The sequence below is a fragment of the Cupriavidus sp. 22TCCZM01-5 genome (assembly GCF_057798915.1).
The window spans coordinates 93,463-114,759 of the sequence record NZ_JBYOJR010000020.1 but is presented as its reverse complement, the minus strand read 5'-3'; the positions used below and the strand labels follow the sequence as shown (position 1 = coordinate 114,759).

The 21,297-nt window shown below is 66.8% G+C and carries 20 protein-coding genes; 11 read left to right on the top strand and 9 right to left on the bottom strand.

Features of this window, described 5'->3' with window-relative positions:
- Positions 1-45: 45 nt before the first annotated feature.
- Positions 46-900: an N-formylglutamate amidohydrolase gene (locus AC3FNH_RS19255; RefSeq protein WP_488721197.1), complete on the top strand. Its 855-nt coding sequence runs from the start codon at positions 46-48 to the stop codon at positions 898-900.
- Here the strand turns inward: AC3FNH_RS19255 and AC3FNH_RS19250 are convergent.
- Genes AC3FNH_RS19250 through wrbA form a run of 3 tightly spaced genes read right to left on the bottom strand, consistent with a single transcriptional unit; the run spans position 893 to position 3,355 of the window.
- Positions 893-2,311, bottom strand: a complete 1,419-nt coding sequence (locus AC3FNH_RS19250; protein WP_276097693.1) for an FAD-binding oxidoreductase — start codon at positions 2,309-2,311, stop codon at positions 893-895. The two genes, AC3FNH_RS19255 and AC3FNH_RS19250, sit on opposite strands and share 8 nt — an antisense overlap.
- 19 nt (positions 2,312-2,330) lie before the next feature.
- The gene (locus AC3FNH_RS19245; protein ID WP_488721196.1) at positions 2,331-2,756 is read right to left on the bottom strand and encodes a DUF2069 domain-containing protein; all 426 of its coding nucleotides are present in this window, start codon (positions 2,754-2,756) and stop codon (positions 2,331-2,333) included.
- Positions 2,753-3,355, bottom strand: a complete 603-nt coding sequence (wrbA, locus tag AC3FNH_RS19240) for an NAD(P)H:quinone oxidoreductase (protein WP_276097691.1) — start codon at positions 3,353-3,355, stop codon at positions 2,753-2,755. The genes AC3FNH_RS19245 and wrbA overlap by 4 nt, the downstream gene beginning before the upstream one ends.
- Before the next feature lie 145 nt (positions 3,356-3,500).
- Between wrbA and AC3FNH_RS19235 the strand changes: the two genes are divergently transcribed.
- Positions 3,501-4,835 (top strand): YihY family inner membrane protein, encoded by a 1,335-nt coding sequence (locus AC3FNH_RS19235; protein WP_276097690.1) that lies wholly within the window; start codon positions 3,501-3,503, stop codon positions 4,833-4,835.
- Positions 4,836-4,874: 39 nt separating this feature from the next.
- Here AC3FNH_RS19235 and AC3FNH_RS19230 read toward each other — a convergent pair whose 3' ends face one another.
- From AC3FNH_RS19230 to AC3FNH_RS19220, 3 genes are all read right to left on the bottom strand, one after another.
- Positions 4,875-5,192, bottom strand: a complete 318-nt coding sequence (locus AC3FNH_RS19230; protein ID WP_276097689.1) for an Mpo1-like protein — start codon at positions 5,190-5,192, stop codon at positions 4,875-4,877.
- A 100-nt stretch (positions 5,193-5,292) separates the two neighbouring features.
- Positions 5,293-6,117 carry an alpha/beta fold hydrolase gene (locus AC3FNH_RS19225; protein ID WP_488721195.1) on the bottom strand — a complete coding sequence of 275 codons (825 nt, stop codon included), beginning with the start codon at positions 6,115-6,117 and terminating at the stop codon, positions 5,293-5,295.
- A complete protein-coding gene (locus AC3FNH_RS19220) occupies positions 6,117-7,427 on the bottom strand; it encodes an O-acetylhomoserine aminocarboxypropyltransferase (protein ID WP_488721194.1) in 1,311 nt (436 codons plus the stop codon). The genes AC3FNH_RS19225 and AC3FNH_RS19220 overlap by 1 nt, the downstream gene beginning before the upstream one ends.
- A gap of 223 nt (positions 7,428-7,650) precedes the next feature.
- On the opposite strand from AC3FNH_RS19220, the gene AC3FNH_RS19215 reads away from it, so the two are divergent.
- The 5 genes from AC3FNH_RS19215 (at position 7,651) to AC3FNH_RS19195 (ending at position 13,362) form a co-directional block, all read left to right on the top strand.
- Positions 7,651-8,097, top strand: coding sequence for a CBS domain-containing protein (locus AC3FNH_RS19215; protein WP_276097686.1), 447 nt, complete (start codon positions 7,651-7,653; stop codon positions 8,095-8,097).
- A 127-nt stretch (positions 8,098-8,224) separates the two neighbouring features.
- On the top strand, positions 8,225-10,123 hold the full coding sequence (locus tag AC3FNH_RS19210) for an MFS transporter (protein ID WP_276097685.1): 1,899 nt from the start codon (positions 8,225-8,227) through the stop codon (positions 10,121-10,123).
- A gap of 30 nt (positions 10,124-10,153) precedes the next feature.
- Positions 10,154-10,894: a glutathione S-transferase C-terminal domain-containing protein gene (locus tag AC3FNH_RS19205; protein ID WP_276097684.1), complete on the top strand. Its 741-nt coding sequence runs from the start codon at positions 10,154-10,156 to the stop codon at positions 10,892-10,894.
- Between the two features lie 76 nt (positions 10,895-10,970).
- Entirely contained in the window at positions 10,971-12,083 is a 1,113-nt protein-coding gene (gene aroC / locus AC3FNH_RS19200) for a chorismate synthase (protein WP_488721193.1), read from the top strand.
- A 1-nt stretch (position 12,084) separates the two neighbouring features.
- The gene (locus tag AC3FNH_RS19195) at positions 12,085-13,362 is read left to right on the top strand and encodes an MFS transporter (RefSeq protein ID WP_488721192.1); all 1,278 of its coding nucleotides are present in this window, start codon (positions 12,085-12,087) and stop codon (positions 13,360-13,362) included.
- On the opposite strand, the gene AC3FNH_RS19190 is transcribed toward AC3FNH_RS19195, so the two are convergent.
- Positions 13,284-14,390, bottom strand: coding sequence for an NAD(P)/FAD-dependent oxidoreductase (locus AC3FNH_RS19190; protein ID WP_276097681.1), 1,107 nt, complete (start codon positions 14,388-14,390; stop codon positions 13,284-13,286). The genes AC3FNH_RS19195 and AC3FNH_RS19190 overlap by 79 nt on opposite strands.
- Positions 14,391-14,442: 52 nt before the next feature.
- A complete protein-coding gene (locus AC3FNH_RS19185; protein ID WP_488721207.1) occupies positions 14,443-15,150 on the bottom strand; it encodes a FadR/GntR family transcriptional regulator in 708 nt (235 codons plus the stop codon).
- Positions 15,151-15,349: 199 nt separating this feature from the next.
- On the opposite strand from AC3FNH_RS19185, the gene AC3FNH_RS19180 reads away from it, so the two are divergent.
- On the top strand, positions 15,350-16,222 hold the full coding sequence (locus tag AC3FNH_RS19180) for a flagellar brake protein (protein WP_488721191.1): 873 nt from the start codon (positions 15,350-15,352) through the stop codon (positions 16,220-16,222).
- 93 nt (positions 16,223-16,315) lie between these two features.
- Here the strand turns inward: AC3FNH_RS19180 and AC3FNH_RS19175 are convergent, their stop codons facing one another.
- A complete protein-coding gene (locus tag AC3FNH_RS19175; RefSeq protein ID WP_276097678.1) occupies positions 16,316-18,004 on the bottom strand; it encodes an electron transfer flavoprotein-ubiquinone oxidoreductase in 1,689 nt (562 codons plus the stop codon).
- Positions 18,005-18,305: 301 nt separating this feature from the next.
- On the opposite strand from AC3FNH_RS19175, the gene AC3FNH_RS19170 reads away from it, so the two are divergent.
- The 3 genes from AC3FNH_RS19170 to AC3FNH_RS19160 all read left to right on the top strand — a co-directional run bounded on the left by AC3FNH_RS19170 (position 18,306) and on the right by AC3FNH_RS19160 (position 21,263).
- Positions 18,306-19,091 carry an SDR family oxidoreductase gene (locus AC3FNH_RS19170; RefSeq protein WP_276097676.1) on the top strand — a complete coding sequence of 262 codons (786 nt, stop codon included), beginning with the start codon at positions 18,306-18,308 and terminating at the stop codon, positions 19,089-19,091.
- A gap of 268 nt (positions 19,092-19,359) precedes the next feature.
- Positions 19,360-19,962: a TRAP transporter small permease gene (locus tag AC3FNH_RS19165; RefSeq protein WP_276097675.1), complete on the top strand. Its 603-nt coding sequence runs from the start codon at positions 19,360-19,362 to the stop codon at positions 19,960-19,962.
- Positions 19,959-21,263: a TRAP transporter large permease gene (locus AC3FNH_RS19160; RefSeq protein ID WP_276097674.1), complete on the top strand. Its 1,305-nt coding sequence runs from the start codon at positions 19,959-19,961 to the stop codon at positions 21,261-21,263. The genes AC3FNH_RS19165 and AC3FNH_RS19160 overlap by 4 nt, the downstream gene beginning before the upstream one ends.
- Positions 21,264-21,297 lie beyond the last annotated feature (34 nt).

The window sequence follows — 21,297 nt, the reverse complement described above, 5'->3', positions numbered from 1 at the left end:
CCCGCCGCGCAATGCGCCCCCATTTTGTTACCGCCTGCCCGTTCCATGTCTGATCCCTACACCCTGATCGAACCCGCTGTCGCCGCCTTGCCGCTGGTGGTGGACTCTCCCCACAGTGGCCTCGACCACGACGAAATCCTGCCGATGTCGGCCACGCCCGAAGAGTTGCTGACCGGCTGGGACGCTTATGTCGACGAGCTGTTCGGCCATGTGCCCCAGGTGGGCGGCACGTTGCTGCACGCGCGCTTCCCGCGCTGGCTGGTCGATGTCAACCGTGCGCGCGACGACCTCGATCCGGATCTGCTGGCAGGGCAGTTGCCGTATCCGCTGCGGCCCAGCGACAGGGCGCGGCGCGGCATGGGGGTGTTGCGCCGGCTGGCGCTGCCGGGCGTGCCGGTCTATGCATGCAAGCTGCCGGCGAGCTTCGCCGAGCAACTGCTGCAGCGATACTACGATCCCTACCACGCCGCGGTGGCCGGCCTGATCGACGCGCAGCACGCGCGCTTCGGCGCGGTCTGGCATATCGACTGCCATTCGATGAAGTCGCGCGGCAATGCGATGAATATCGACAACGGCAATATGCGGCCCGACTTCGTCATCAGCAACCGCGACGGCAAGACCTGTTCGCCGGAGTTTATCAAGGTCGTGGCGGGCAGCCTGCACAGGCTGGGCTATACGGTGTCGGCCAACTGGCCCTACAAGGGCGCGGAACTGATCCAGGCTTACTCGGACCCCGCGCGCGGGCGCCACAGCCTGCAGATCGAGATCAATCGCGCGCTCTATCTGGACGAGGCCGGCTTTACGCGCCACGCAGGGTTTGCGACGCTGCGCGGGCATCTCGACCAGATGCTGGAAGCCGTGGCGGCCTACGTGCGCGCCGAGCTGGCCGCGCTCAGATGACCTTGGCCGGGTTCATCAGGCCATGCGGGTCCAGCGCCTGCTTGATCGCGCGCATCATGGCCAGTTCCACCTCGCTCTTGTAGAGGCGGTTCTCCTCGCGCTTGAGCTGGCCCAGGCCATGCTCGGCGGAGATCGAGCCGCCGTGCGAATGCACGCTGTCATGGACGATGCGGTTGACGGCGTCCTGGTTGGCCAGGAACGCGTCGTGGTCCACGCCGGCTGGCGGCGACACGTTGTAGTGCAGGTTGCCGTCGCCGAGGTGGCCGAAGGTCACCATGCGCGCGCCGGGGAACGACACCTGCAGCAGCGCATCGGTGGTCTCGATGAAATCCGCCACACGCGATACGGGCACGGCAATGTCGTGCTTGATGTTCTTGCCTTCTTCAACCTGCGCGAGCGGAATATGTTCGCGCAGGTTCCAGAAGTCGCGCGATTGCTGCACGGATTCCGCCACCGCGGCGTCGATGGCGACGCCGGCGTCGAAGGCGACCTGCATCAGCTTTTCAAAGATGGCGCGCGCATGGTCCTCGCCTTCGCTGTCGGAAAGCTCCATCAGCACGAGCTGCGGATGCACCTGCGCGAACGGATAGCGCAATTGCGGGAAATGCGTGGTGACGAGTTGCATGCTCAGCGCCGACATCAGCTCGAAGCCAGTCAGCATGGCTGCCGCGTGCGACTGGGCGATGGCCAGCAGCGCGAGCGCCGCGCGCGGGCTTGCCACGGCGGCCAGCGCCGTGACACTGGCACGTGGCAGCGGGAACAGCTTCATGACCGCGGCCGTGATGATGCCGAGCGTGCCTTCCGCGCCAATGAACAGGTCGCGCAGGTCGTAGCCGGTGTTGTCCTTGCGCAGTCCGCGCAGGCCATGCCAGATTTCGCCCTTGGGCGTCACGACTTCCAGCCCCAGGCATAGCTCGCGCGTGTTGCCATAGCGCAGCACCGCGGTGCCGCCCGCATTCGTGGACAGGTTGCCGCCGATGGTGCAGCTGCCTTCGGCTGCCAGGCTCAGCGGAAACAGCCGGCCATGTTCGTGCGCCACGTCCTGCAGGTGCTGCAGGACCACGCCGGCTTCGACGGTCACCGTGTTGTTGAGCGGGTCGACCTGCCGCACGCGGTTCAGCCGCTGCAGCGAAATCACCACGCAATCCGCGGTAGCCGGCGTCGCGCCGCCGCACAGGCTGGTATTGCCGCCTTGCGGCACCACGGCGACCTGGTGCGCATGGCAGGCGTGGACAGCGGCCGCCACTTCCTCGGTATTGCCCGGGCGCAGCACGGCGATGGCGTCGCCGGTGTAGCGCTTGCGCCAGTCCGTCAGGTAGGGCGCCTTGTCGGCGGCGTCGGTCAGGACATGCTGGGGGCCGAGTGCCGCGCGGCAGAGATCGAGGAAGGAGTCGTGGTGCGAAGCGGGCATGTCGTGTCCTGGAATGCGGCTACTTGCCGGCGGGTTTGCCGGACGCAGCGCTCTTGGCCGCCTTGGCGCGGCGCTTGTACGGGCGCAGGTAAAAGATGGTGCCGAAGAAGTACAGCAGGGTCAGCGCGACCTCGATCCAGGCCAGCGTCGATGACGGCGCGCGGTCGCTGGTGGCGCGCACGATGCCTTCGGTGAAGAACAGCAGGATCAGCATCGATGACCACTGCATGGTGTAGCGGTTGCGCGTGAGCACGCCGCGCAGCGGCAGCAGCAGGGGCAGGAACTTGATCACGAGCCACGACCCGCCGGGCCGCAGCGGAGCCAGGAGCCATTCCCACGCGATGCACAGCAGCATCAGCGCGATCAGGCTGCCCACGCTCAGGCGGTACAGCGCGGCGTTGTGCAGGTCGCTGTCGCTGCCGCTGTCGGCCGGCGCGGCGGTCATGCGCGCGCTCCCGCCAGGCGCAACGCGGTCTCGGCCAGGCGCTTGCCCATGGCCAGGGCCAGGGCGGACTCGTCATCGGTGACCGGGCCGCGGTTGTCGCCGTGCGCGTGGTGGCTGGGGCCGTAGGGCGTGCCGCCGGCCCTGGTCGTCATCAGCGCCTTCTCGGAATAGGGCAGGCCCATGACCAGCATGCCGTGGTGGAGCAGCGGCAGCATCATCGACAGCAGCGTGGTCTCCTGGCCGCCATGCAGGCTGCCGGTGGCGGTGAACACGCAGGCCGGCTTGCCGGTGAGCGCACCCGACAGCCACTGGGCGATCGTGCCATCGAGGAAGTACTTCACCGGCGCGGCCATATTGCCGAAGCGCGTGGGGCTGCCGAGCGCGAGGCCGGCGCATTCCTCCAGGTCGCGCAGTTCGGCATAGGGCGGGCCGTCGGCCGGGATATCGGGCGCGGTGGCCTCGCACACGGCAGAGACCGGCGGTACCGTGCGCAGGCGCGCCTGGGCGCCGGGGACGCTATTGATGCCGGTGGCGATCAGTTCCGCCAGCTTGCGGGTGCTGCCGTGGCGGCTGTAGTACAGGACGAGGATATCGGTCATGGGGCGGGATGGCGGGCCGTGCCGGAAACGGTCGGCATGAGGTCCGGAGCAATCCGCGTATTATAGTTGTGCCCCCGCCACCTCAGCGGGACTCGTCCGATTGCCACGTCGATTGCCACGTCATCACACAGGAGTCCGCCGCAGCATGTATGGAACCCGCGTTGCCCGCCTGCGCAGGGAATGGAATCTGCAGAAACTGCGCGCGCTCGCGCGCTATGCACTGCGCCGCGCCGGCGAAGGCCGCCTGCCCCAGGTCGCTGCCAGCCTGACCTTCACCACGGTCCTGTCGGTCGTGCCGGTACTGACGGTGGCGTTCGCGCTGCTGGCCGCGTTCCCGGTGTTCCGGGAGTTCCGCGCGGACATCGAGACCTTCCTGTTCCAGAACCTGATTCCCGGCAACGTCAGCGAATCGATCTCGCGCTATCTCGGCCAGTTTTCAAAGAGCGCGCGCGGATTGACGGCGATGGGCCTGGGCGGGCTGATGCTGACGTCGGTGCTGACCATGCTGACGGTCGAAGACGCGCTCAATGCGATCTGGCGCGTCAGGCAGCGACGTCCGCTGGCGCAGCGCGTGCTGGTGTTCTGGGCCGTGCTGACGTTCGGGCCGGTGCTGATCGGGGCCAGCCTGTCGATCAGTTCCTACCTGATTTCTATCTCGGCGGGCTATGTCGGCAATATGCCGATCGGCGTGGGGCTGCTGGTTAGCGCGACGCCGATCGTACTGTCGGCGCTGGCCTTCGCGTTTCTTTATACCGCGGTGCCAAACGCCTATGTCGAGTGGCGCGATGCGATAGCCGCGGGACTGGTCGCGGCGATCGCATTCGAATTCGCCAAGCGCGGCTTCGGGTATTTCATCACGCATATTCCGACCTACACGGCGGTCTACGGGACCTTCGCGGCGCTGCCGATCTTCCTGCTGTGGATCTACCTGAGCTGGCTGGTGACGCTGCTTGGCGCCACCATCGCCGCCAACCTGCCGGTGATGCGGCAGGGGCACTGGCGCCGGCGCACGTTTGCCGGCAGCGAGTTCTTCGATGCACTGGGCGTGCTGCTGCTGCTGTACAAGGCGCGCGACGAGGTGCCGCGCAGCGTGGGAGAACTGGACCTGGGACGCAAGCTTCGTGTCGAAGCCGACTACCTTGCCGTGCTGCTCGGCAAGCTCAAGGCCATGCACCTGATCGGCAAGCTGCAGCAGGAGCGCGGGCAGGCGCACTGGGCGCTGCTGTGCGATCCGTCGCAGGTGACGCTGCGCACGCTGTATGACCGGCTGGTGCTGAACCTGCCGCGCTTGCCGCGCACGGCGCTGGCGCAGCAGTTGCAGGGAGCGGAGTCGCTCAAATCGATCCTGCTCAATCCGCAGCTGGACCTGCCGCTGGAGGCGGTGTTCAGGGAGCAGGGGGCCGGCGAGCCGCAGACCGGCGAGGCGACGGACGCGCCAAGGCCGACGCTGGAGATGGTGCCGCCGGGAAGGCTGGGGTAGGCGCAGGCGGATTTACCGCGAGCCGCCGGACCCCATCATTCAGAACGGGATCCGCCCGCGCAGGATATCCGCGTACATGACCCAATCGCCCATCAGGCTGTAGAGCGGATGGCGGAAGGTGGCGGGCCGGTTTTTCTCGAACGCGAAATGTCCTACCCACGCGAAGGCGTAGCCGGAAACCACCGCACCGGCCAGCCACCACGCATTGCCGGTCACCACCATCATCAGCAGGCAGATCAACGCTAGCGTCGAGCCGGCAAAATGCAGCCGCCTGCAGGTGCGGTCACGATGCTCGTTCAGGTAGAAGGGATAGAAAGCCGCAAAACTCTCGAATTCGCGCGCGTGCGCCCGGGCCATGGTTGTCTCCGAATCTTTGTTCCGGTAAGCCTCAGTGTAGCCCGCCAGGCGCGAGGAAGGTGCGGACGGCGCCACGCGGGCCGTCCGCCGGTGCGGCCGCTCAGCGCGCCGCCGCCAACTTGCGGGCGAAACCGGCCAGGGCGTCGAGGACTTCGTCCGGTCGTTCGCCCATCATGGCGTGGCCGCACGGCACCGAGACCATGCTGGCATTGGCCATCTTCGCGGCCAGCGCCTGCGCGGCCTTGGGCGAGGTCATCATGTCCTTGCTGCCGGTGATGAAGAGCGCCGGGCAAGCCAGTGCCGCCGCGGCTTCCTCGCCATGCGCGTAGGTGTTGCACGCGGTGAAGTCGTTATGGAAGACATGGACCGACGGGTTGTTGCGCGAGACGCGCTCCATCAGCCGCTGGCTTCCGCCCTGCATCCAGGCGCCGGGCCCCGGCGATGACGGCTTGTTGGCGAGGCTCGAGTGCGACCACGCATTGACCATGGCGATGGCCTGGTCTTCGCGGTTGAGCGCGGCGTCCAGCAGCGCATCCGATACCTTCATCGGATAGGCCGTGGCCAGCATGGCAATGCCGCGCACGGACTGCGGGTGGCGCGCCGCGCATTCCAGTGCGATCAGCGACCCCATGCTGTGGCCGAACACCAGTACCGGCGCCGTCACGCCAGCGGCAGCCACCAGCGACATGACCCAGTCGGCCATCGCTTCGACGGTGGCCAGCGGTGCGCCCTTGCTGCGGTTGTGGCCGGGCAGGTCCACCGCCAGCACGGAGAAGCCGTGGTTGGCGAACCAGCGCGTCTGCAGCGCCCAGACGCTGTGGTCGTTCTGCGCGCCATGCACGAACACGGCGCAGGGCAGGGCGGGATCGAACGGCTTGCCGCCGGTGTAGGCGTAGGCCGGCTGGCCTGCGAGCTTCAGTTCCATCAGGCTTGCCCTCCCTTGCCGCTCATGGCCTTTTCGGCGGACTTCAGGCCGCGCTTGAGGTCGTCGATCAGGTCGTCGGCATCTTCCAGGCCGATCGACAGGCGGATCGTGCCTTCCGTGATGCCGGCCGATTGCAGCGCCGCCGCGTCCATGCGGAAGTGCGTGGTCGAGGCCGGGTGGATCACCAGCGAGCGCGCATCGCCGACGTTGGCTAGGTGCGAGAACAGCGACAGGCTTTCGATGAAGCGCTTGCCGGCCTCGCGGTTGCCCTTCAGGTTGAAGCTGAACACGGCGCCGCAGCCGCGCGGCAGCAGGCGCTTGGCGAGTTCGTAGTCGGGGTGCGATTCCAGTTCCGGGTAGGCGACGGACTCGACCATCGGGTTCGAGGCCAGGAACTGCACCACGCGCCGGGTATTGTCGACATGGCGCGCCATGCGCAGCGGCAGCGTTTCCACGCCCTGCAGCAGCTGCCACGCGGCCATCGGGTTCATGCACGCGCCGAAGTCGCGCAGGCCTTCGCGGCGCGCGCGCAGCAGGAACGGGGCAACCGTGCTTTCCTCGGTGAAGACCATGTTGTGGAAGCCTTCATACGGCTCCGACAGTTCCGGGAAGCGTCCGGAGGCCTCGAAATCGAAGGTGCCGCCTTCCGCCAGCACGCCGCCGATGGTGGTGCCATGGCCGCCCAGGAACTTGGTGGCCGAGTGGTAGAGCAGGCCGGCGCCGTGGTCGAACGGACGCAGCAGGTACGGCGTGGTGAAGGTCGAATCGACCAGCAGCGGAATGCCGTTGTCCTGGCCGAGCTGCGCCAGGGTCGGGATGTCCAGCACGTCCAGGCCCGGGTTGCCGAGCGACTCGCCGAACAGCAGGCGCGTGTTGGGGCGGATCGCGGCGCGCCAGGCGTCGATATCGCGCGGCTTGACGAAGGTGGTCTCGATGCCGAAGCGGCGCAGCGTGTAGTGCAGCAGGTTGTGCGAGCCGCCGTACAGCGCGGTGGAGGCGACGATATGCGAGCCGGCGCCCATCAGCGTGGCCACGGCCAGGTGCAGCGCGGCCTGGCCCGAGGCGGTGGCGACGGCGCCCGCGCCGTTCTCCAGCGCGGCGATGCGCTCTTCCAGCACCGCCACGGTGGGGTTGGAGATGCGCGAGTACACATGGCCGGCGCGTTCCATATTGAACAGCGAAGCCGCGTGCTCGCTGTCCTTGAACACGAACGAGGTGGTCAGGTGGATGGGCGTGGCCCTGGCCCCGGTGGCGGGGTCGGGCGCGGCGCCGGCGTGCAGCGCCAGCGTGTCGAAACGGGTACCGGACATGAGGATTCGGGCGAGAGTTGTCTCCGGGCTGCATCGTAGCACCGCGCGTGCGGCGATGGGGTCATCCGCCCGGAAACCGGCCTGTGCTTTACTTATCCGGGCGATTTGGGCTAGCATCGGCGCACGGGCGCCCCCTGCCCGGACATCCCATGAACAGACAAGATCAGGCATTCGGCCCCCAGTCGGGCGCCATGCCGCAGGCACACCGGTAGCGGAGACAACCATGAAAGTCAGCGACATCCTCCAGATCAAGGGCAATACGCTCTACACCGTGACGCCTGACACCGCCTTGCTGGTAGCCGTCAACACCATGGCCGAGCACGACATCGGTTCGCTGGTGGTCATGGAGTACGGCGACCTGGTCGGCATGCTGACCTTCCGCGAGATCATCGAGACGCTGGCCAGGAACGGCGGCAGCGTCGGTACCACCAGCATCCGCAAGGTGATGGATGACGCGCCGCTCACCTGCACCATGGAAACCGACGTCAACGAGGTGCGCCGCATGATGCTGGAACGTCACACCCGCTACCTGCCGGTGCTCGACAACCGCACGCTGATGGGCGTGATTTCGTTCTACGACGTGGCCAAGGCGGTGGTGGAAGACCAGAGCTTCGAAAACAAGATGCTCAAGGCCTATATCCGCGACTGGCCCGAAGAGCGCGCAGACTGAGCAACACCTGGCCGGGCGCGCCCCGGCCAGGTGCAGTCCGGCCATGCGGTGATGGCATGATGGCGGCCGGAACGCCGCCCCGGCAGAATCCCGGGGCCAACCCATCCGGGCCCGCGGGCCTGCCAACATGAGCCAACACAGCCAGTTCCGCTTGCTCGGCGCGCGCCGTTTCGCCCCGTTCTTCTGGACCCAGTTCCTGGGGGCGATGAATGACAACGTCTTCAAGGTCGCCTTCACCTCGCTGGTGACCTATCATACGGCGCTGTTCGAGGGCGTCGATGCCCGCAGCGCCGCGTTCCTGATCTCGGCGATCTTCATCGCGCCGTTCGTGCTGTTTTCCGCGACCAGCGGGCAGATCGCCGACAAGATCGAGAAGTCGCGCCTGATCCGGCTGGTGAAGTCGCTCGAGATCGCCATCATGGCGCTGGGCTGCGCCGGCTTTGCCTGGCACAGCGCCACGCTGCTCTATACGGGCACGTTCCTGATGGGCCTGCATTCCACGCTGTTCGGGCCGGTCAAGTTCGCCTACCTGCCGCAGCACCTCGATGAATCCGAACTGGTCGGCGGCAATGGCCTGGTCGAGATGGGTACGTTTGTCGCCATCCTGCTCGGCACGCTGCTCGGCGGCGAACTGGCGGGGCTGGAGCAGGGCGGCAAGCTGATCGGGCCGCTCTACGTAGGCGTGGCCTGCGTCGGCCTGGCCGTGGCCGGGCGCGTCGTGTCCGGCGGCGTGCCGGTGTCGCCCGCGCCGCAGCCTGAACTGCGCATCAACTGGAACCCGTTCACGGAGACCTGGCGCAACCTGATGCTGGCGCGCGAGAACCGCACGGTCTTCCTGAGCCTCCTGGGCATTTCGTGGCTGTGGTTCCTGGGCGCGACTTTCCTGACCTCGTTCTTCAGCTTTGCCAAGGACGTGCTGGGCGGCGACCAGAACGTGGTGACCCTGCTGCTGGCGGTGTTCTCGGTGGGCATCGGCATCGGTTCGCTGCTGTGCGAGCGGCTGTCGGGCCGGCATGTCGAGATCGGCCTGGTGCCGTTCGGCTCGATCGGCATGACCGTGTTCGCGGTGGACCTGTACTTCGCCAGCCACGGGCAGGCAAGCGGCACGCTGACAGGCATTGGCGGCTTCCTTGCGGATCCGCGCCACTGGCGCGTGCTGGCCGACCTGCTGCTGCTGGCGATGTTCGGCGGCTTCTACAGCGTGCCGCTGTATGCGCTGATCCAGAGCCGCAGCGCGCCGACGCACCGTGCGCGCATCATTGCCGCCAACAACATCCTGAATAGTTTCTTCATGATCGGCGCATCGCTGCTTGGCGTGGCGCTGACCCAGGCTGGCTTCAGCATTCCCGAGCTGTTCCTGGTCGTGGGCCTGCTCAATGCGCTGGTGGCGATCTACATCTATTCGCTGGTGCCCGAGTTCCTGCTGCGCTTCGTGGCCTGGATCCTGGTGCATACGGTGTACCGGCTGCGGCGCGTGAATGCCGAGCGCATTCCGGCCGACGGCCCGGCCGTGCTGGTCTGCAACCACGTCAGTTTTGCGGACGCGGTGGTGCTGATGGCGGCCAGTCCGCGCCCGGTGCGGTTCGTGATGGACCATCACATCTTCAAGGTGCCGCTGATGTCGTGGTTCTTCCGCCAGGCCCGGGCGATTCCGATCGCGCCCGCGCACGAAGATCCGGCGCTGCTGGCCAAGGCCTACGATGACGTGGCTGCAGCCTTGCAGGATGGCGACCTGGTCTGCATCTTCCCGGAAGGCAAGATTACCGCTTCGGGCGAGATCAACGCCTTCAAGCAGGGCGTGCAGCAGATCATTCAGCGTACGCCGGTGCCCGTGGTGCCGATGGCGTTGCGCGGCCTGTGGGGCAGCTTCTTCTCGCGCAAGGGCGGGGCGGCCATGACCAAGCCGTTCCGGCGCGGCATCCTGAGCCGCCTGGAGCTTGTCGTGGGCGAACCGGTAGCGCCGGAACTCGCCACGCCGGAAAGCCTGCAACAGATGGTCACCGCCCTGCGCGGCGAATGGCGCTAGCCGGCGCCCCGTCCCGTCGCAATCACCGCCATGCTCACGCTCTATACCTTTGGCCCGGCCTTCGGCCTGCCCGACGCCAGCCCTTTCGTCACCAAGGCCGAAATGCTGCTCAAGCTGGCCGGGCTGCCTTACCAGACCCGGCGCGGCAGCCTGCGGCGCGCGCCCAAGGGCAAGCTGCCCTACCTGGACGACATGGGCCGCATCGTGGCCGATTCGACGCTGATCCGCTGGCACATCGAGAAGACGTACCACATCGACTTCGACGCCGGTCTGACACCCGCAGAATGCGGCGTCGCCTGGGCGGCGGAAAAGCTGATGGAAGACAACCTGTACTGGGCGGTGGCGCGCGTACGCTGGCTCGACGAAGCCAACTTCGAGCGTGGCCCGGCGCAGTTCTTCCGCGGCGTGCCGGCACCGGCGCGCGGGCTGGTCGAGCGGCTGGTGCGTCACAAGGTGCGCCGCACGCTCTGGAACCAGGGGCTGGGCCGGCATAGCGAAGAGGAACTGGTGGCGCTGGCCAACAAGGGGGTCACATCGATCGCGGATATCCTCGGCAATCGGCCGTACCTGATGGGCGAGCGTCCGTGCGGCGCCGATGCAACGCTGTTCGCGTTTGCCGCCAGCCTGCTGTGCCCGGTGTTCGACACGCCGATCCGCACCGCCGCGGAGGGGCATGCCAACCTGGTCGCCTACGTGGCGCGCATGCGCGAGGAGTTCTATCCGGATTTCGAACCGGACGCCGTGCAGCAGGGCGAGCTGTCGCGCCGCTGAGCGGCAGGCGGGGCGCAGAAGGGGAGGCATTGGCCTTACAATGTAGGCCGTCCCCAATTCCTGTGCGGTTTCCATCATGTCCGGCAATTCCCTTGGCCTGCTCTTCACTGTCACCACGTTCGGCGAATCGCACGGGCCCGCAATCGGCGCGGTGGTGGATGGCTGCCCGCCGGGCATGGCGCTGACCGAGGCCGATATCCAGGGCGACCTGGACCGCCGCAAGCCGGGCACGTCGCGGCATGTCACGCAGCGCAAGGAACCGGACCAGGTCGAGATCCTCTCGGGCGTGTTCGAAGGCAAGACCACCGGCACGCCGATCTGCCTGCTGATCCGCAACACCGACCAGCGCAGCAAGGACTACGGCAACATCGTCGAGACCTTCCGTCCGGGACATGCCGACTACACCTACTGGCAGAAGTACGGCATCCGCGACTACCGCGGCGGCGGCCGCTCGTCGGCGCGCCTGACCGCGCCGGTGGTGGCGGCGGGGGCCGTGGCCAAGAAGTGGCTGCGCGAACATTTCGGCACGGAGATCCGCGGTTATATGTCGCAGCTCGGCGAGATCGAGGTGCCGTTCAGCGACTGGTCGCATGTGCCGGAGAACCCGTTCTTCGCCGCCAATGCGGACATCGTGCCGGAACTCGAAACGTATATGGACGCGCTGCGCCGCGACGGCGATTCGGTCGGCGCGCGCATCGAGGTGGTCGCCAGCAATGTGCCGGTGGGCCTGGGCGAGCCGCTGTTCGACCGGCTCGACGCCGATATCGCGCATGCCATGATGGGCCTCAACGCGGTCAAGGGCGTAGAGATCGGTGCCGGCTTCGGCAGCGTGGCCCAGCGCGGCAGCGAGCATGGCGACGAACTGACCGCACAGGGCTTCCGCAGCAACAACGCGGGCGGCATTCTGGGCGGCATTTCCACGGGCCAGGACATCACCGTGTCGCTCGCGATCAAGCCGACTTCCAGCATCCGCACGCCGCGCGAGTCCATCGACAAGGCCGGCAATGCGGCGACCGTCGAGACCTTCGGCCGCCACGACCCGTGCGTGGGCATCCGCGCCACGCCGATCGCCGAGGCGCTGCTGGCGCTGGTGCTGGTCGATCACGCGCTGCGCCATCGTGCCCAGTGCGGTGACGTCAAGGTGGACACGCCGCGCATTCCCGCGCAGGCACCCGGCCAGCCGGGCTGAGTTGGGCGCGGCGCCCAAGACCGTCGCCGGCATTCCGGCGCGGCCTGACTACGGCCGCTTCGGTCTCTTCTACCTGGGGTACTACGGCTACGTCGGCGTGATCTCGCCGTTCGTCAGCCTGTTCTTCGCCGCGCGCGGCTTTACGCCGGTGCAGATCGGCGTGCTGATGGCCTCGTTCCAGTTCAGCCGCATTCTTGGGCCCTACGCGTGGGGCTGGCTGTCGGACATGATGCACACGCGCGTGCGCATCCTGCGGCTGACGGCGGTCGGTTCACTGGTCGCTTTTCTGGCGCTGCCGGCCGTACACAGCTATGGCGGCATGATGGCGATGATGGTCGCCATCAGTTTCATCTCGAGCGCGATGTCGCCGCTTGGCGATGCGCTGACCATTTCCACGCTGCGCCGCTACGGTGCCTTCGACCACCGTTACGGCCGCATCCGCATGTTCGGCTCGGTGGGCTTCATTGCCGCCGTGCTGGCGGGCGGCGCGCTGTTCCAGCAACTCGGCATGCAGGCCTTCCCATGGGTGGCCAGCACCATGCTGGCGATCCTGATGGCGATGGTGTTCGGCATGCGCGATGCGCCCGACGAAGGCCCGCGCGTGCGTCCGCCACCCGCGTTGCCGCTGCTGCGCCGGCCCGATGTGGCCTGGTTCTTCGCGTCCGCCTTTCTGATGATGTTCGCGCACGCGGCGCTGTACGTGTTCTATTCGCTCTACCTGGAGCGGCTGGGCTACAGCAAGTTCGCGATCGGCGTGATGTGGACCATCGGCGTAGTGGCGGAGATCGTCTTCTTCTACTTCCAGGGGCGGCTGTTCGCGCGCGTGCCGCTGGGGACGATCCTGGCCGGTACGTTCGTGCTGGCCACGGTGCGGTTCGGCCTGACCGGCTACTTCCCTGAAGCCCTGTGGCTGATGGCGGCTGTGCAGGTGCTGCACGCAGCGACCTTTGCCGCGCACCACAGCGCCAGCCTCAAACGCTTGCAGCACTGGTTCGCCGGGCCGCTGCAAGGCCGTGGGCAGGCGCTGTACACGGGGATTTCCTATGGCGTCGGCGGCACGCTCGGCGGGCTGGTGATGGGCTGGACCTGGAAGGTACTGGCGCCCGCGCACACGTTTGGCCTGGCGGCGGCCGCGGCAGCTGCCGGCGCGGTGTGCGCTTTGATGAGTTTCCGCGGTGGTCCGGCCGTGCCGGCCGCGATTCAGGCCAATTCGGCAGCCACGCGTTCCGCGATGGCCAGCGACGAGGTCAGCCCCGGCGACTCGATGCCGAACAGGTGAACCAGTCCCGGCACGCCGTGCGCGGCCGGGCCGTCGATGCGGAAGTCGGCCGCGACCTCGTGCGGGCCGCTGATCTTTGGCCGGATACCGGCATAGCCCGGCTGCAGCGCACTGTCGGCAAGGCCCGGCCAATAGCGGCGGACCTCATCGTAGAAGCTGTCCGCGTCGGCGGGGTCGACGCTGTATTCGATCTCGTCGATCCAGCGCACGTTCGGACCAAAGCGCGCCTGGCCACCCATGTCCAGCGTCAGGTGGACGCCCAGCCCTGCGGCTTCGGGCACCGGATAGATCAGCCGCGAGAACGGCGCGCGGCCGGCCAGCGTGAAATAGCAGCCCTTGGCGTAGTACTGCGGTGGAATCAAGGCGTCCGGCATGCCGTCGAGACGTCGCGCCAGCTCTGGCGCGGTCAGCCCGGCAGCGTTGACGACCGTCCTCGCCAGCAGCGTGGTGCTGCCGCCATCCTCATTCCCAACCTCGAGTTCGATGCCTGCGGAAGTGATCGCACCGCGCAGCACCGGTGATTGCACCGCCAGCATCGCGCCTGCGTTCTCGGCGTCGCCGAGCAGGGCGGTCATCAGCCCGTGACTGTCGATGATGCCGGTGGAAGGTGAGAGCAGGGCGGCGTGGCACTGCAGTTGCGGTTCCAGTGCCTGCGCTTCGGCGCGCGTCAGGAAGCGCAGGTCATGCACGCCATTGGCCGCGGCCTTGGCGCGGATGCCTTCCAGCGTGGCCACCTGCGTTTCGCTCGTGGCCACGATCAGCTTGCCGCAGCGCTGGTGCGCGACATGGTGGGACGCGCAGTATTCGTACAGCATTTCCTTGCCGCGCACGCACAGTTCGGCCTTGAGCGAGCCGGCCGGGTAATAGATCCCGGCGTGGATGACCTCGCTGTTGCGCGCGCTGGTGATCGTGCCAAAGGCGTTCTCGGCCTCCAGGATGATGACTTCGCGCCCGTTCATCGCCAGCGCCCTGGCCACCGCCAGCCCCACGACGCCCGCGCCGATCACGACGCAATCCACGTTATCCATCTTCGTTCCTCAGTTCAGTTTGATGCCGTTTCCGATTGCCGCTTGGCCACGTTCAGGCCAGGGGCAGGCCCAGCCGCTGCGCGGCGGCGCTCAGGTGCTGAAGCGCTGCTTCCCGCGCGGCGGCCGGGCTGCCGCTGGCGATCGCTTCCGCCAGTGCGGCATGCTCCAGATCCGCGTCCCGCGCGACGCCGCTTTCTGCCCGCAACCGGGCCGTGTTTTCCCAGGCGCGCTGGCGCGCGGCCAGCATCTGCTGGCTCACGAAATCGGTAAGCCCGGTGAAGCAGGGGTTGTGCGCGGCCTGGGCAATCGCGTGGTGGAAAGCGATATCGGCGGCGGCCGCGGCAGCGAAGTCCCCGGCGTGATCCTGCATGGCGGCAAGGGCCGCGCGAATCTGCCGCAGGTCGGCGTCGGTACGGCGCGCCGCCGCCATTTCGGCACAGGCGGTTTCCACCACCATGCGCAGTTCGAACAACTGGGGCAGGCTGGGGCCGCCGTCCGGGGCGCTCGCGACACGCCACGCCTGCCCGCCCGGCGTGTCCGAGACGTAGGCGCCGGCGCCTTTGCGCGTCACCAGGATCCCGTCCGCCTTCAGCAGGGCGATGGCCTCGCGCACGATCGGGCGGCTGACGCCAAACGTGGTGGCGAGCGCGGACTCGGCAGGCAGCCGCGCACCGGCGGAGAACCGGCCCGCGGCAATCTCTTCGCGCAGCGACTGGGCGATGCGGTTGGCCAGCGAGGCCGGGCGTTGAAGGATGTCCACCATGATAGATGTCAGGCTGTCAGACAGATTATGGCGAATATTGCCGATCACCGGTGCCGCCGTCAAGGGGTGGGCCATCTGAAAAATCGACTCAATCTTTCCGGATATCGGTCGATATGAATCGGGTGACGAACGCTGCTCAATGGGCGGGCGTCAGATCCCTGGCCAGTCCCTGGCCACATTGCATGCCGGAACAATCATGATCGATCTCTCTCCCAACGATCTTCCCGTGGGGGCGCCGTTGCCCTGGTCGCTGCTGGATGGCGAAGGCAATCTCGTGCTGGGCAGCGGCAACGTCATCCCCGATGTCCGGGACCTGGCACTGGTGTTCCGCCATGGCCTGCTGTGCCGCCAGGAGGCCGATTCGGGCGAGCATCCCCCGGCCGATCTGCCGCCGCCGGGGCCGCTGGGCCTGCAGGTCGGGACGCTGCTGCACGTCAAGCAGCCGGGGGACAGCGGCCGCGCTGCGGCCAGCCGCCTGATCGGCTTCGTCGACCAGGGCCTGTTTGTGACGTGGCCGCAGCTGGGTGGCCGTGACTTGGTGGTGCAGGCCGGCGACACGCTGCTGCTGCGCGGCTTCTCGGGGCGTGTCATCCATAGCTTTACGTCGACCATCACGGCGGTGTGCCGCAGTCCGTTCCGCTACCTGGTGCTGTCGGCACCGGCGCAGCTCGACCAGATGCCGGTGCGCAAGGCTGCGCGCGTGCCAACCCGGCTCGCCGCCTACATGACGCAGTCGCAGGACGGCGATCACGACACGTTTTCCGTGGATCTCGCGAACGGCGCCGCGCGCCTGGTGATGGTGTCGGATCTCAGTACGGGCGGGGCGCTGGTACAGGCATCCGGGCCGGCACCCGCCGTCGGCAGCCGGGTCCAGCTGCGCTTTCGCTTGCGCACCGCGTCGATCGACAGCGAAATCCTTGCGGATGCCCTGGTCGTGGCCGAAGGTCATGGGGATGCCGACTACCCGGCGTTCGGCATTGCCTTCGACGTCCTCGGCGAGCGCGAGATGACGCTGCTGCAGTGCTTCATCTACGAGCAACTGCTGCTTGGCAGCGGCCTGTCGGTCTAGGGCGGCGCTGCTTTTCCGCTTCAAACCAAACAAAAGAGGCACCCGAAGGTGCCTCTTTTGCATGGCGGCCCGGCGCATGGCCGGGCAGGTCTCTTACATGTTCACGTAGTTCGGACCGCCGCCGCCTTCCGGCGTGACCCACACGATATTCTGCGTCGGGTCCTTGATGTCGCAGGTCTTGCAGTGCACGCAGTTCTGCGCATTGATCTGCAGGCGTTCCTTGCCCGAGGTCTCGTCCTGCACGAACTCGTACACGCCGGCCGGGCAGTAGCGGCTTTCGGGGCCGGCGAACTTTTCCCAGTTGACGTTGACCGGCACGCTGGCGTCCTTCAGCGTCAGGTGGGCCGGCTGGTTCTCTTCGTGGTTGGTGTTGCTGATGAACACCGAGCTCAGGCGGTCGAAGGTCAGCTTGCCATCCGGCTTCGGGTAGACGATCTTCTCGCACTCGGCCGCCGGCTTCAGGTAGACGTGGTCGGGCTTGGTGCGGTGGATGGTCCAGGGCGGGTTGCGGATGCCGAGCTTCGGCAGCAGCCACTGCTCGATGCCGGTCATCAGCGTGGCCGTGGTGCGGCCCTTCTTGAACCACTGCTTGAAGTTCTTGGCCTGCAGCAATTCCTTGTACAGCCAGCTCTGTTCGAAGGCAGCCGGGTAGGCGCTCAGCTCGTCGCCCTGGCGGCCGGCCTGCAGCGCGTCATAGGCGGCTTCGGCGGCCAGCATGCCGGTCTTGATGGCGGCGTGGCTGCCCTTGATGCGCGAGGCGTTCAGGTAGCCGGCGTCGCAGCCGACCAGCGCGCCGCCCGGGAACACGGTCTTGGGCAGCGACAGCAGGCCGCCGGCGGTGATGGCGCGCGCGCCGTAGCTGAGGCGCTTGCCGCCTTCGAAGTACTTGCGGATCTCCGGATGCGTCTTGAAGCGCTGGAATTCCTCGAACGGGGACAGCCACGGATTGGTGTAGTCCAGGCCGACGACGAAGCCGACCGCGACCTTGTTGTCTTCCATGTGGTACAGGAAGGAGCCGCCGTAGGTCGCCGGATCCAGCGGCCAGCCGGCCGTGTGGACCACCAGGCCGGGCTGGTGCTTGGCCGGGTCGATCTCCCACAGTTCCTTGATGCCGATGCCGTAGCTCTGCGGATCCTTGCCGGTGTCGAGCTTGTACTTCGCGATCAGCTGCTTGCCGAGGTGGCCGCGCGCGCCTTCGGCGAAGATGGTGTACTTGGCATGCAGTTCCATGCCGAGCTGGAAGTTATCGGTGGGCTCGCCGTCCTTGCCGATGCCCATATTGCCGGTCGCCACGCCCTTGACCGAGCCGTCTTCGTTGTAGAGCACTTCGGCGGCCGGGAAGCCGGGGAAGATTTCCACGCCGAGCGCTTCGGCCTGCTGGCCGAGCCAGCGCGTGACGTTGGACAGGCTGACAATGTAGTTGCCGTGGTTGTGGAAGCATTCCGGCAACAGCGCGTTCGGGGTGCCCTTGGAGCCCGATTCGTTGAGGAACAGGAACTTGTCCTCGGTGACAGGCTGGTTCAGCGGCGCGCCCAGTTCCTTCCAGTCCGGGAACAGTTCATTGAGCGCGCGCGGGTCCATGATGGCGCCCGACAGGATGTGCGCGCCAGGCTCGGAGCCCTTCTCGAGCACGCACACGTTGACGTCGTTGCCTTTCTCCTGCGCAAGTTGCTTCAGGCGGATGGCCGTGGCCAGGCCGGCGGGGCCGCCGCCGACGATGACCACATCGTATTCCATGGCCTCGCGTGGCCCGAACTGCTCCAGGAGTTGCTGCTGATCCATTGTCTCTAACCCTCTGTTTCTTGGCGCCTTGCCTGCAATTGTGGAAACTGCCTTGTCTGTTCGTATGGAACCGGCTGCTTGCAAAGGACGCCAGGACACGCAGTTCCGCGCGTTTTCCCTCTTTCCCTTTACGGGCCAAGTTCTTAGAATCTCCGGCATTGTCCGGGACTCGTCACCCTCAGGCAAGGATTTTTTTGGAACGGTCGTTCTTTTTTTTGGTATTCTGCCTTCCGGTCCTCATTAGGCAGGGTACGCCACACGGTCACCACGGTCTACGGTCAGGCCAGCACGCGGGGTAGATATGGGTTTGTCGATCAATCTGGAAGGCAAGGTCGCGCTCGTGACCGGTGCCTCGAGCGGGCTGGGCTCGCGTTTTGCAACCGTTCTTGCCGCTGCCGGCGCCAAGGTGGTGCTGGCTTCGCGCCGCACGGAACGCCTGAAGGAGCTGCGCGCATCGATCGAGGCCGATGGCGGCAGCGCCCATGTGGTGCGCCTGGACGTGACCGATCCGGCCAGCATCCGGGCGGCCGTGGCACATGCGGAAACCGAAGCGGGCGCCATCGATATCCTCGTCAATAATTCCGGTGTCTCCACGACGCAGAAGCTGACGGATGTCACCGCCGAAGACTTCGATTTCGTCTTCAACACCAACACCCGCGGCGCTTTCTTCGTCGCGCAGGAAGTGGCCAAGCGCATGATGGCGCGTGCCAAGGGTGCCGAGAAGAACGGCAACCCGCTGCCGCAGGCGCGCATCATCAATGTCGCCTCGGTGGCGGGCCTGAAGGTGTTGTCGCAGATCGGCATCTACTGCATGAGCAAGGCGGCGGTGGTGCATATGACCAAGGCCATGGCGCTCGAATGGGCGCGCCATGGCATCAATGTCAACGCGATCTGCCCCGGCTATATCGATACCGACATCAACCACCACCACTGGGACACCGATGCCGGCCAGAAACTGATCCAGATGCTGCCGCGCAAGCGCCTGGGCAAGCCCGAAGATCTCGACGGCCTGCTGTTGCTGCTGTCTTCGGACCAGTCGCAGTTCATCAACGGCGCCGTGATCACCGCCGACGACGGCATGGTCTGAGCGCGCCCAGGCGCCGCACTGCCGCTGCACTGCGGCTGCGCTGCCCTCGGCCAAAAGCCGAAGGGCAGTGAAAGGGTTTCGATTATCCAGGGCTTATCCGGTCCCCTTGGGCGATATTCGAGCGCGGCTTCCATACCCGTGGCAATAAAACCCGACAAAGCGCGGGCCAGTCTTGGCATAATCCGCCATGTTTTCTGATTAAGTCTTTACATACAAATAAGCTGCGGTGGCCGTCTGGCCCGAGCAGCCCGGACCGGAGGCCGGGGAGATGGAGCAACAAGAGCAGGCACGGCGCGACGCCGTGCCGCAACACGTCGTCGATTCCGCGGTCATCCCGCAGGCGGCAGACGAGGCGCAGGACGCCGAATTCCGGGTTTCGCCCCGCGTCGAGGACTGGATCGGCGTGATCGTGATGGTGCTGCTGGTCTGCATCACCTTCGCCAACGTGGTGGTCCGCTACTTCACCGACGAGTCCTTTGCCTGGACCGAGGAATTTTCGGTTTTCCTGATGATCGTGCTGGCGCTCGTCGCCGGCAGCGCGGCCGTGGCGCGCGACCGCAATATCCGCATCGAATTCTTCTTCGAGCGCGGCAGCCAGGCGCGGCAGAAGCGGCTGGCCATCCTGTCGGCGCTGGCCGTCGCCGTGATGTTCATCGCGCTGGCCATATTGGGCGCCCGCATTACGTGGGATGAGTACACCTTCGGCGAAACCTCGCCGGGCATCGGCGTGCCGAGCTGGTGGTATTCGGTCTGGCTGCCCGTGCTGTCGGCGGGGATCGCGCTGCGCGCGTTCGGGCTGATGGCGCGCAATGTGCGCGCGCTCAAGGCGCTGCATGCCGCCCGCAACGAACAGGTGGGGCAAGTGCAATGACGCTGATCGCCATCATCCTGTTCGTGGTCTTTATCGGCCTGATGCTGCTGGGCGTGCCCATCGGCGTGTCGCTGGGGCTGGGCGGCCTGGTTGCCATCGGCCTGTCCAATCTCGATACCCAGATGTTCGGCCTTCTGGCCGTGCCGCAGAACTTCTACGCGGGCCTGGCCAAGTATCCGCTGCTGGCCATCCCCATGTTCGTGCTGGTCGGCTCGATTTTCGATCGCTCCGGCGTGGCGCAGCGGCTGGTGACGTTCGCCATCGCCATCGTCGGCCGCGGTCCGGGCATGCTGCCGCTGGTGGCGATCCTGGTGGCGATGTTTCTGGGTGGCATTTCGGGCTCTGGTCCCGCCAACGCGGCGGCGGTCGGCGGCGTGATGATCGCGGCGATGTCGCGGGCCGGCTACCCGGGCTCATACAGCGCGGCGGTGGTTGGCGCTGCCGCGGCGACCGATATCCTGATACCGCCCTCGGTGGCCTTCATCATCTACAGCGTGCTGGTGCCGGGCGCCTCGGTGCCGGCGCTGTTCGCGGCCGGCATGGTCCCTGGCGTGCTGGCCGGCGTGGCGCTGATCGTGCCGGCGGTGTGGCTCGCACGCAAGCACAATATGGGCGCGATCGAAGCCGCGCTGCCGCGCCCGCCGTTCTGGAAGAGCCTGCGCGAGGCGGCCTGGGGCCTGGTGGCGCCGTTCCTGATCCTGGGCGGCATGCGCGCCGGCTGGTTCACGCCGACCGAGGCCGCGGTGGTGGCGGTGGTCTACGGCCTGTTCGTGGGCATGGTGATCTACCGCAGCATCGGCATGAAGGACCTGTTCGTGATCTTCCAGGAGGCGGCCGAGACCTCGGCTGTGATCCTGCTGGTGGTCGCGCTGGCGGGCATCTTCGCTTATGCGCTCTCCACACTGGGGGTGATCGATCCGCTCGCGAACGCCATCGCCAACTCCGGGCTGGGCGAGTACGGCGTGCTGGCGCTGATCGTGCTGCTGCTGATGACGGTGGGCATGTTCCTCGATGGCATCTCGATCTTCCTGATCTTCGTGCCGCTGCTGCTGCCGATCGCCAACGCCTTCCACTGGAACCCGGTATGGTTCGGCGTGGTGCTGACGCTGAAGGTGGCGCTGGGCCAGTTCACGCCGCCACTGGCCGTGAACCTGATGGTGTCGTGCCGGATTGCCCGCGTGCGCATGGAAGAGACCGTGCCCTGGGTGATCTGGATGCTGCTGGCGATGTTCATCGCCATGCTGATGGTGCTGGCCTACCCGCCGCTGGCCACCTGGCTGCCGGACTACCTTGGCTACTGATTTTTGCTACGACAAACCTGCGACAAATAACAAG

Coding starts and splice junctions, on each gene's coding strand:
- AC3FNH_RS19255 (WP_488721197.1), top strand. CDS start 46: ATGTCTGATCCCTACACCCTGATCGAACCCGCTGTCGCCGCCTTGCCG.
- AC3FNH_RS19250 (WP_276097693.1), bottom strand. CDS start 2,311: ATGCCCGCTTCGCACCACGACTCCTTCCTCGATCTCTGCCGCGCGGCA.
- AC3FNH_RS19245 (WP_488721196.1), bottom strand. CDS start 2,756: ATGACCGCCGCGCCGGCCGACAGCGGCAGCGACAGCGACCTGCACAAC.
- wrbA (WP_276097691.1), bottom strand. CDS start 3,355: ATGACCGATATCCTCGTCCTGTACTACAGCCGCCACGGCAGCACCCGC.
- AC3FNH_RS19235 (WP_276097690.1), top strand. CDS start 3,501: ATGTATGGAACCCGCGTTGCCCGCCTGCGCAGGGAATGGAATCTGCAG.
- AC3FNH_RS19230 (WP_276097689.1), bottom strand. CDS start 5,192: ATGGCCCGGGCGCACGCGCGCGAATTCGAGAGTTTTGCGGCTTTCTAT.
- AC3FNH_RS19225 (WP_488721195.1), bottom strand. CDS start 6,117: ATGGAACTGAAGCTCGCAGGCCAGCCGGCCTACGCCTACACCGGCGGC.
- AC3FNH_RS19220 (WP_488721194.1), bottom strand. CDS start 7,427: ATGTCCGGTACCCGTTTCGACACGCTGGCGCTGCACGCCGGCGCCGCG.
- AC3FNH_RS19215 (WP_276097686.1), top strand. CDS start 7,651: ATGAAAGTCAGCGACATCCTCCAGATCAAGGGCAATACGCTCTACACC.
- AC3FNH_RS19210 (WP_276097685.1), top strand. CDS start 8,225: ATGAGCCAACACAGCCAGTTCCGCTTGCTCGGCGCGCGCCGTTTCGCC.
- AC3FNH_RS19205 (WP_276097684.1), top strand. CDS start 10,154: ATGCTCACGCTCTATACCTTTGGCCCGGCCTTCGGCCTGCCCGACGCC.
- aroC (WP_488721193.1), top strand. CDS start 10,971: ATGTCCGGCAATTCCCTTGGCCTGCTCTTCACTGTCACCACGTTCGGC.
- AC3FNH_RS19190 (WP_276097681.1), bottom strand. CDS start 14,390: ATGGATAACGTGGATTGCGTCGTGATCGGCGCGGGCGTCGTGGGGCTG.
- AC3FNH_RS19180 (WP_488721191.1), top strand. CDS start 15,350: ATGATCGATCTCTCTCCCAACGATCTTCCCGTGGGGGCGCCGTTGCCC.
- AC3FNH_RS19175 (WP_276097678.1), bottom strand. CDS start 18,004: ATGGATCAGCAGCAACTCCTGGAGCAGTTCGGGCCACGCGAGGCCATG.
- AC3FNH_RS19170 (WP_276097676.1), top strand. CDS start 18,306: ATGGGTTTGTCGATCAATCTGGAAGGCAAGGTCGCGCTCGTGACCGGT.
- AC3FNH_RS19165 (WP_276097675.1), top strand. CDS start 19,360: ATGGAGCAACAAGAGCAGGCACGGCGCGACGCCGTGCCGCAACACGTC.
- AC3FNH_RS19160 (WP_276097674.1), top strand. CDS start 19,959: ATGACGCTGATCGCCATCATCCTGTTCGTGGTCTTTATCGGCCTGATG.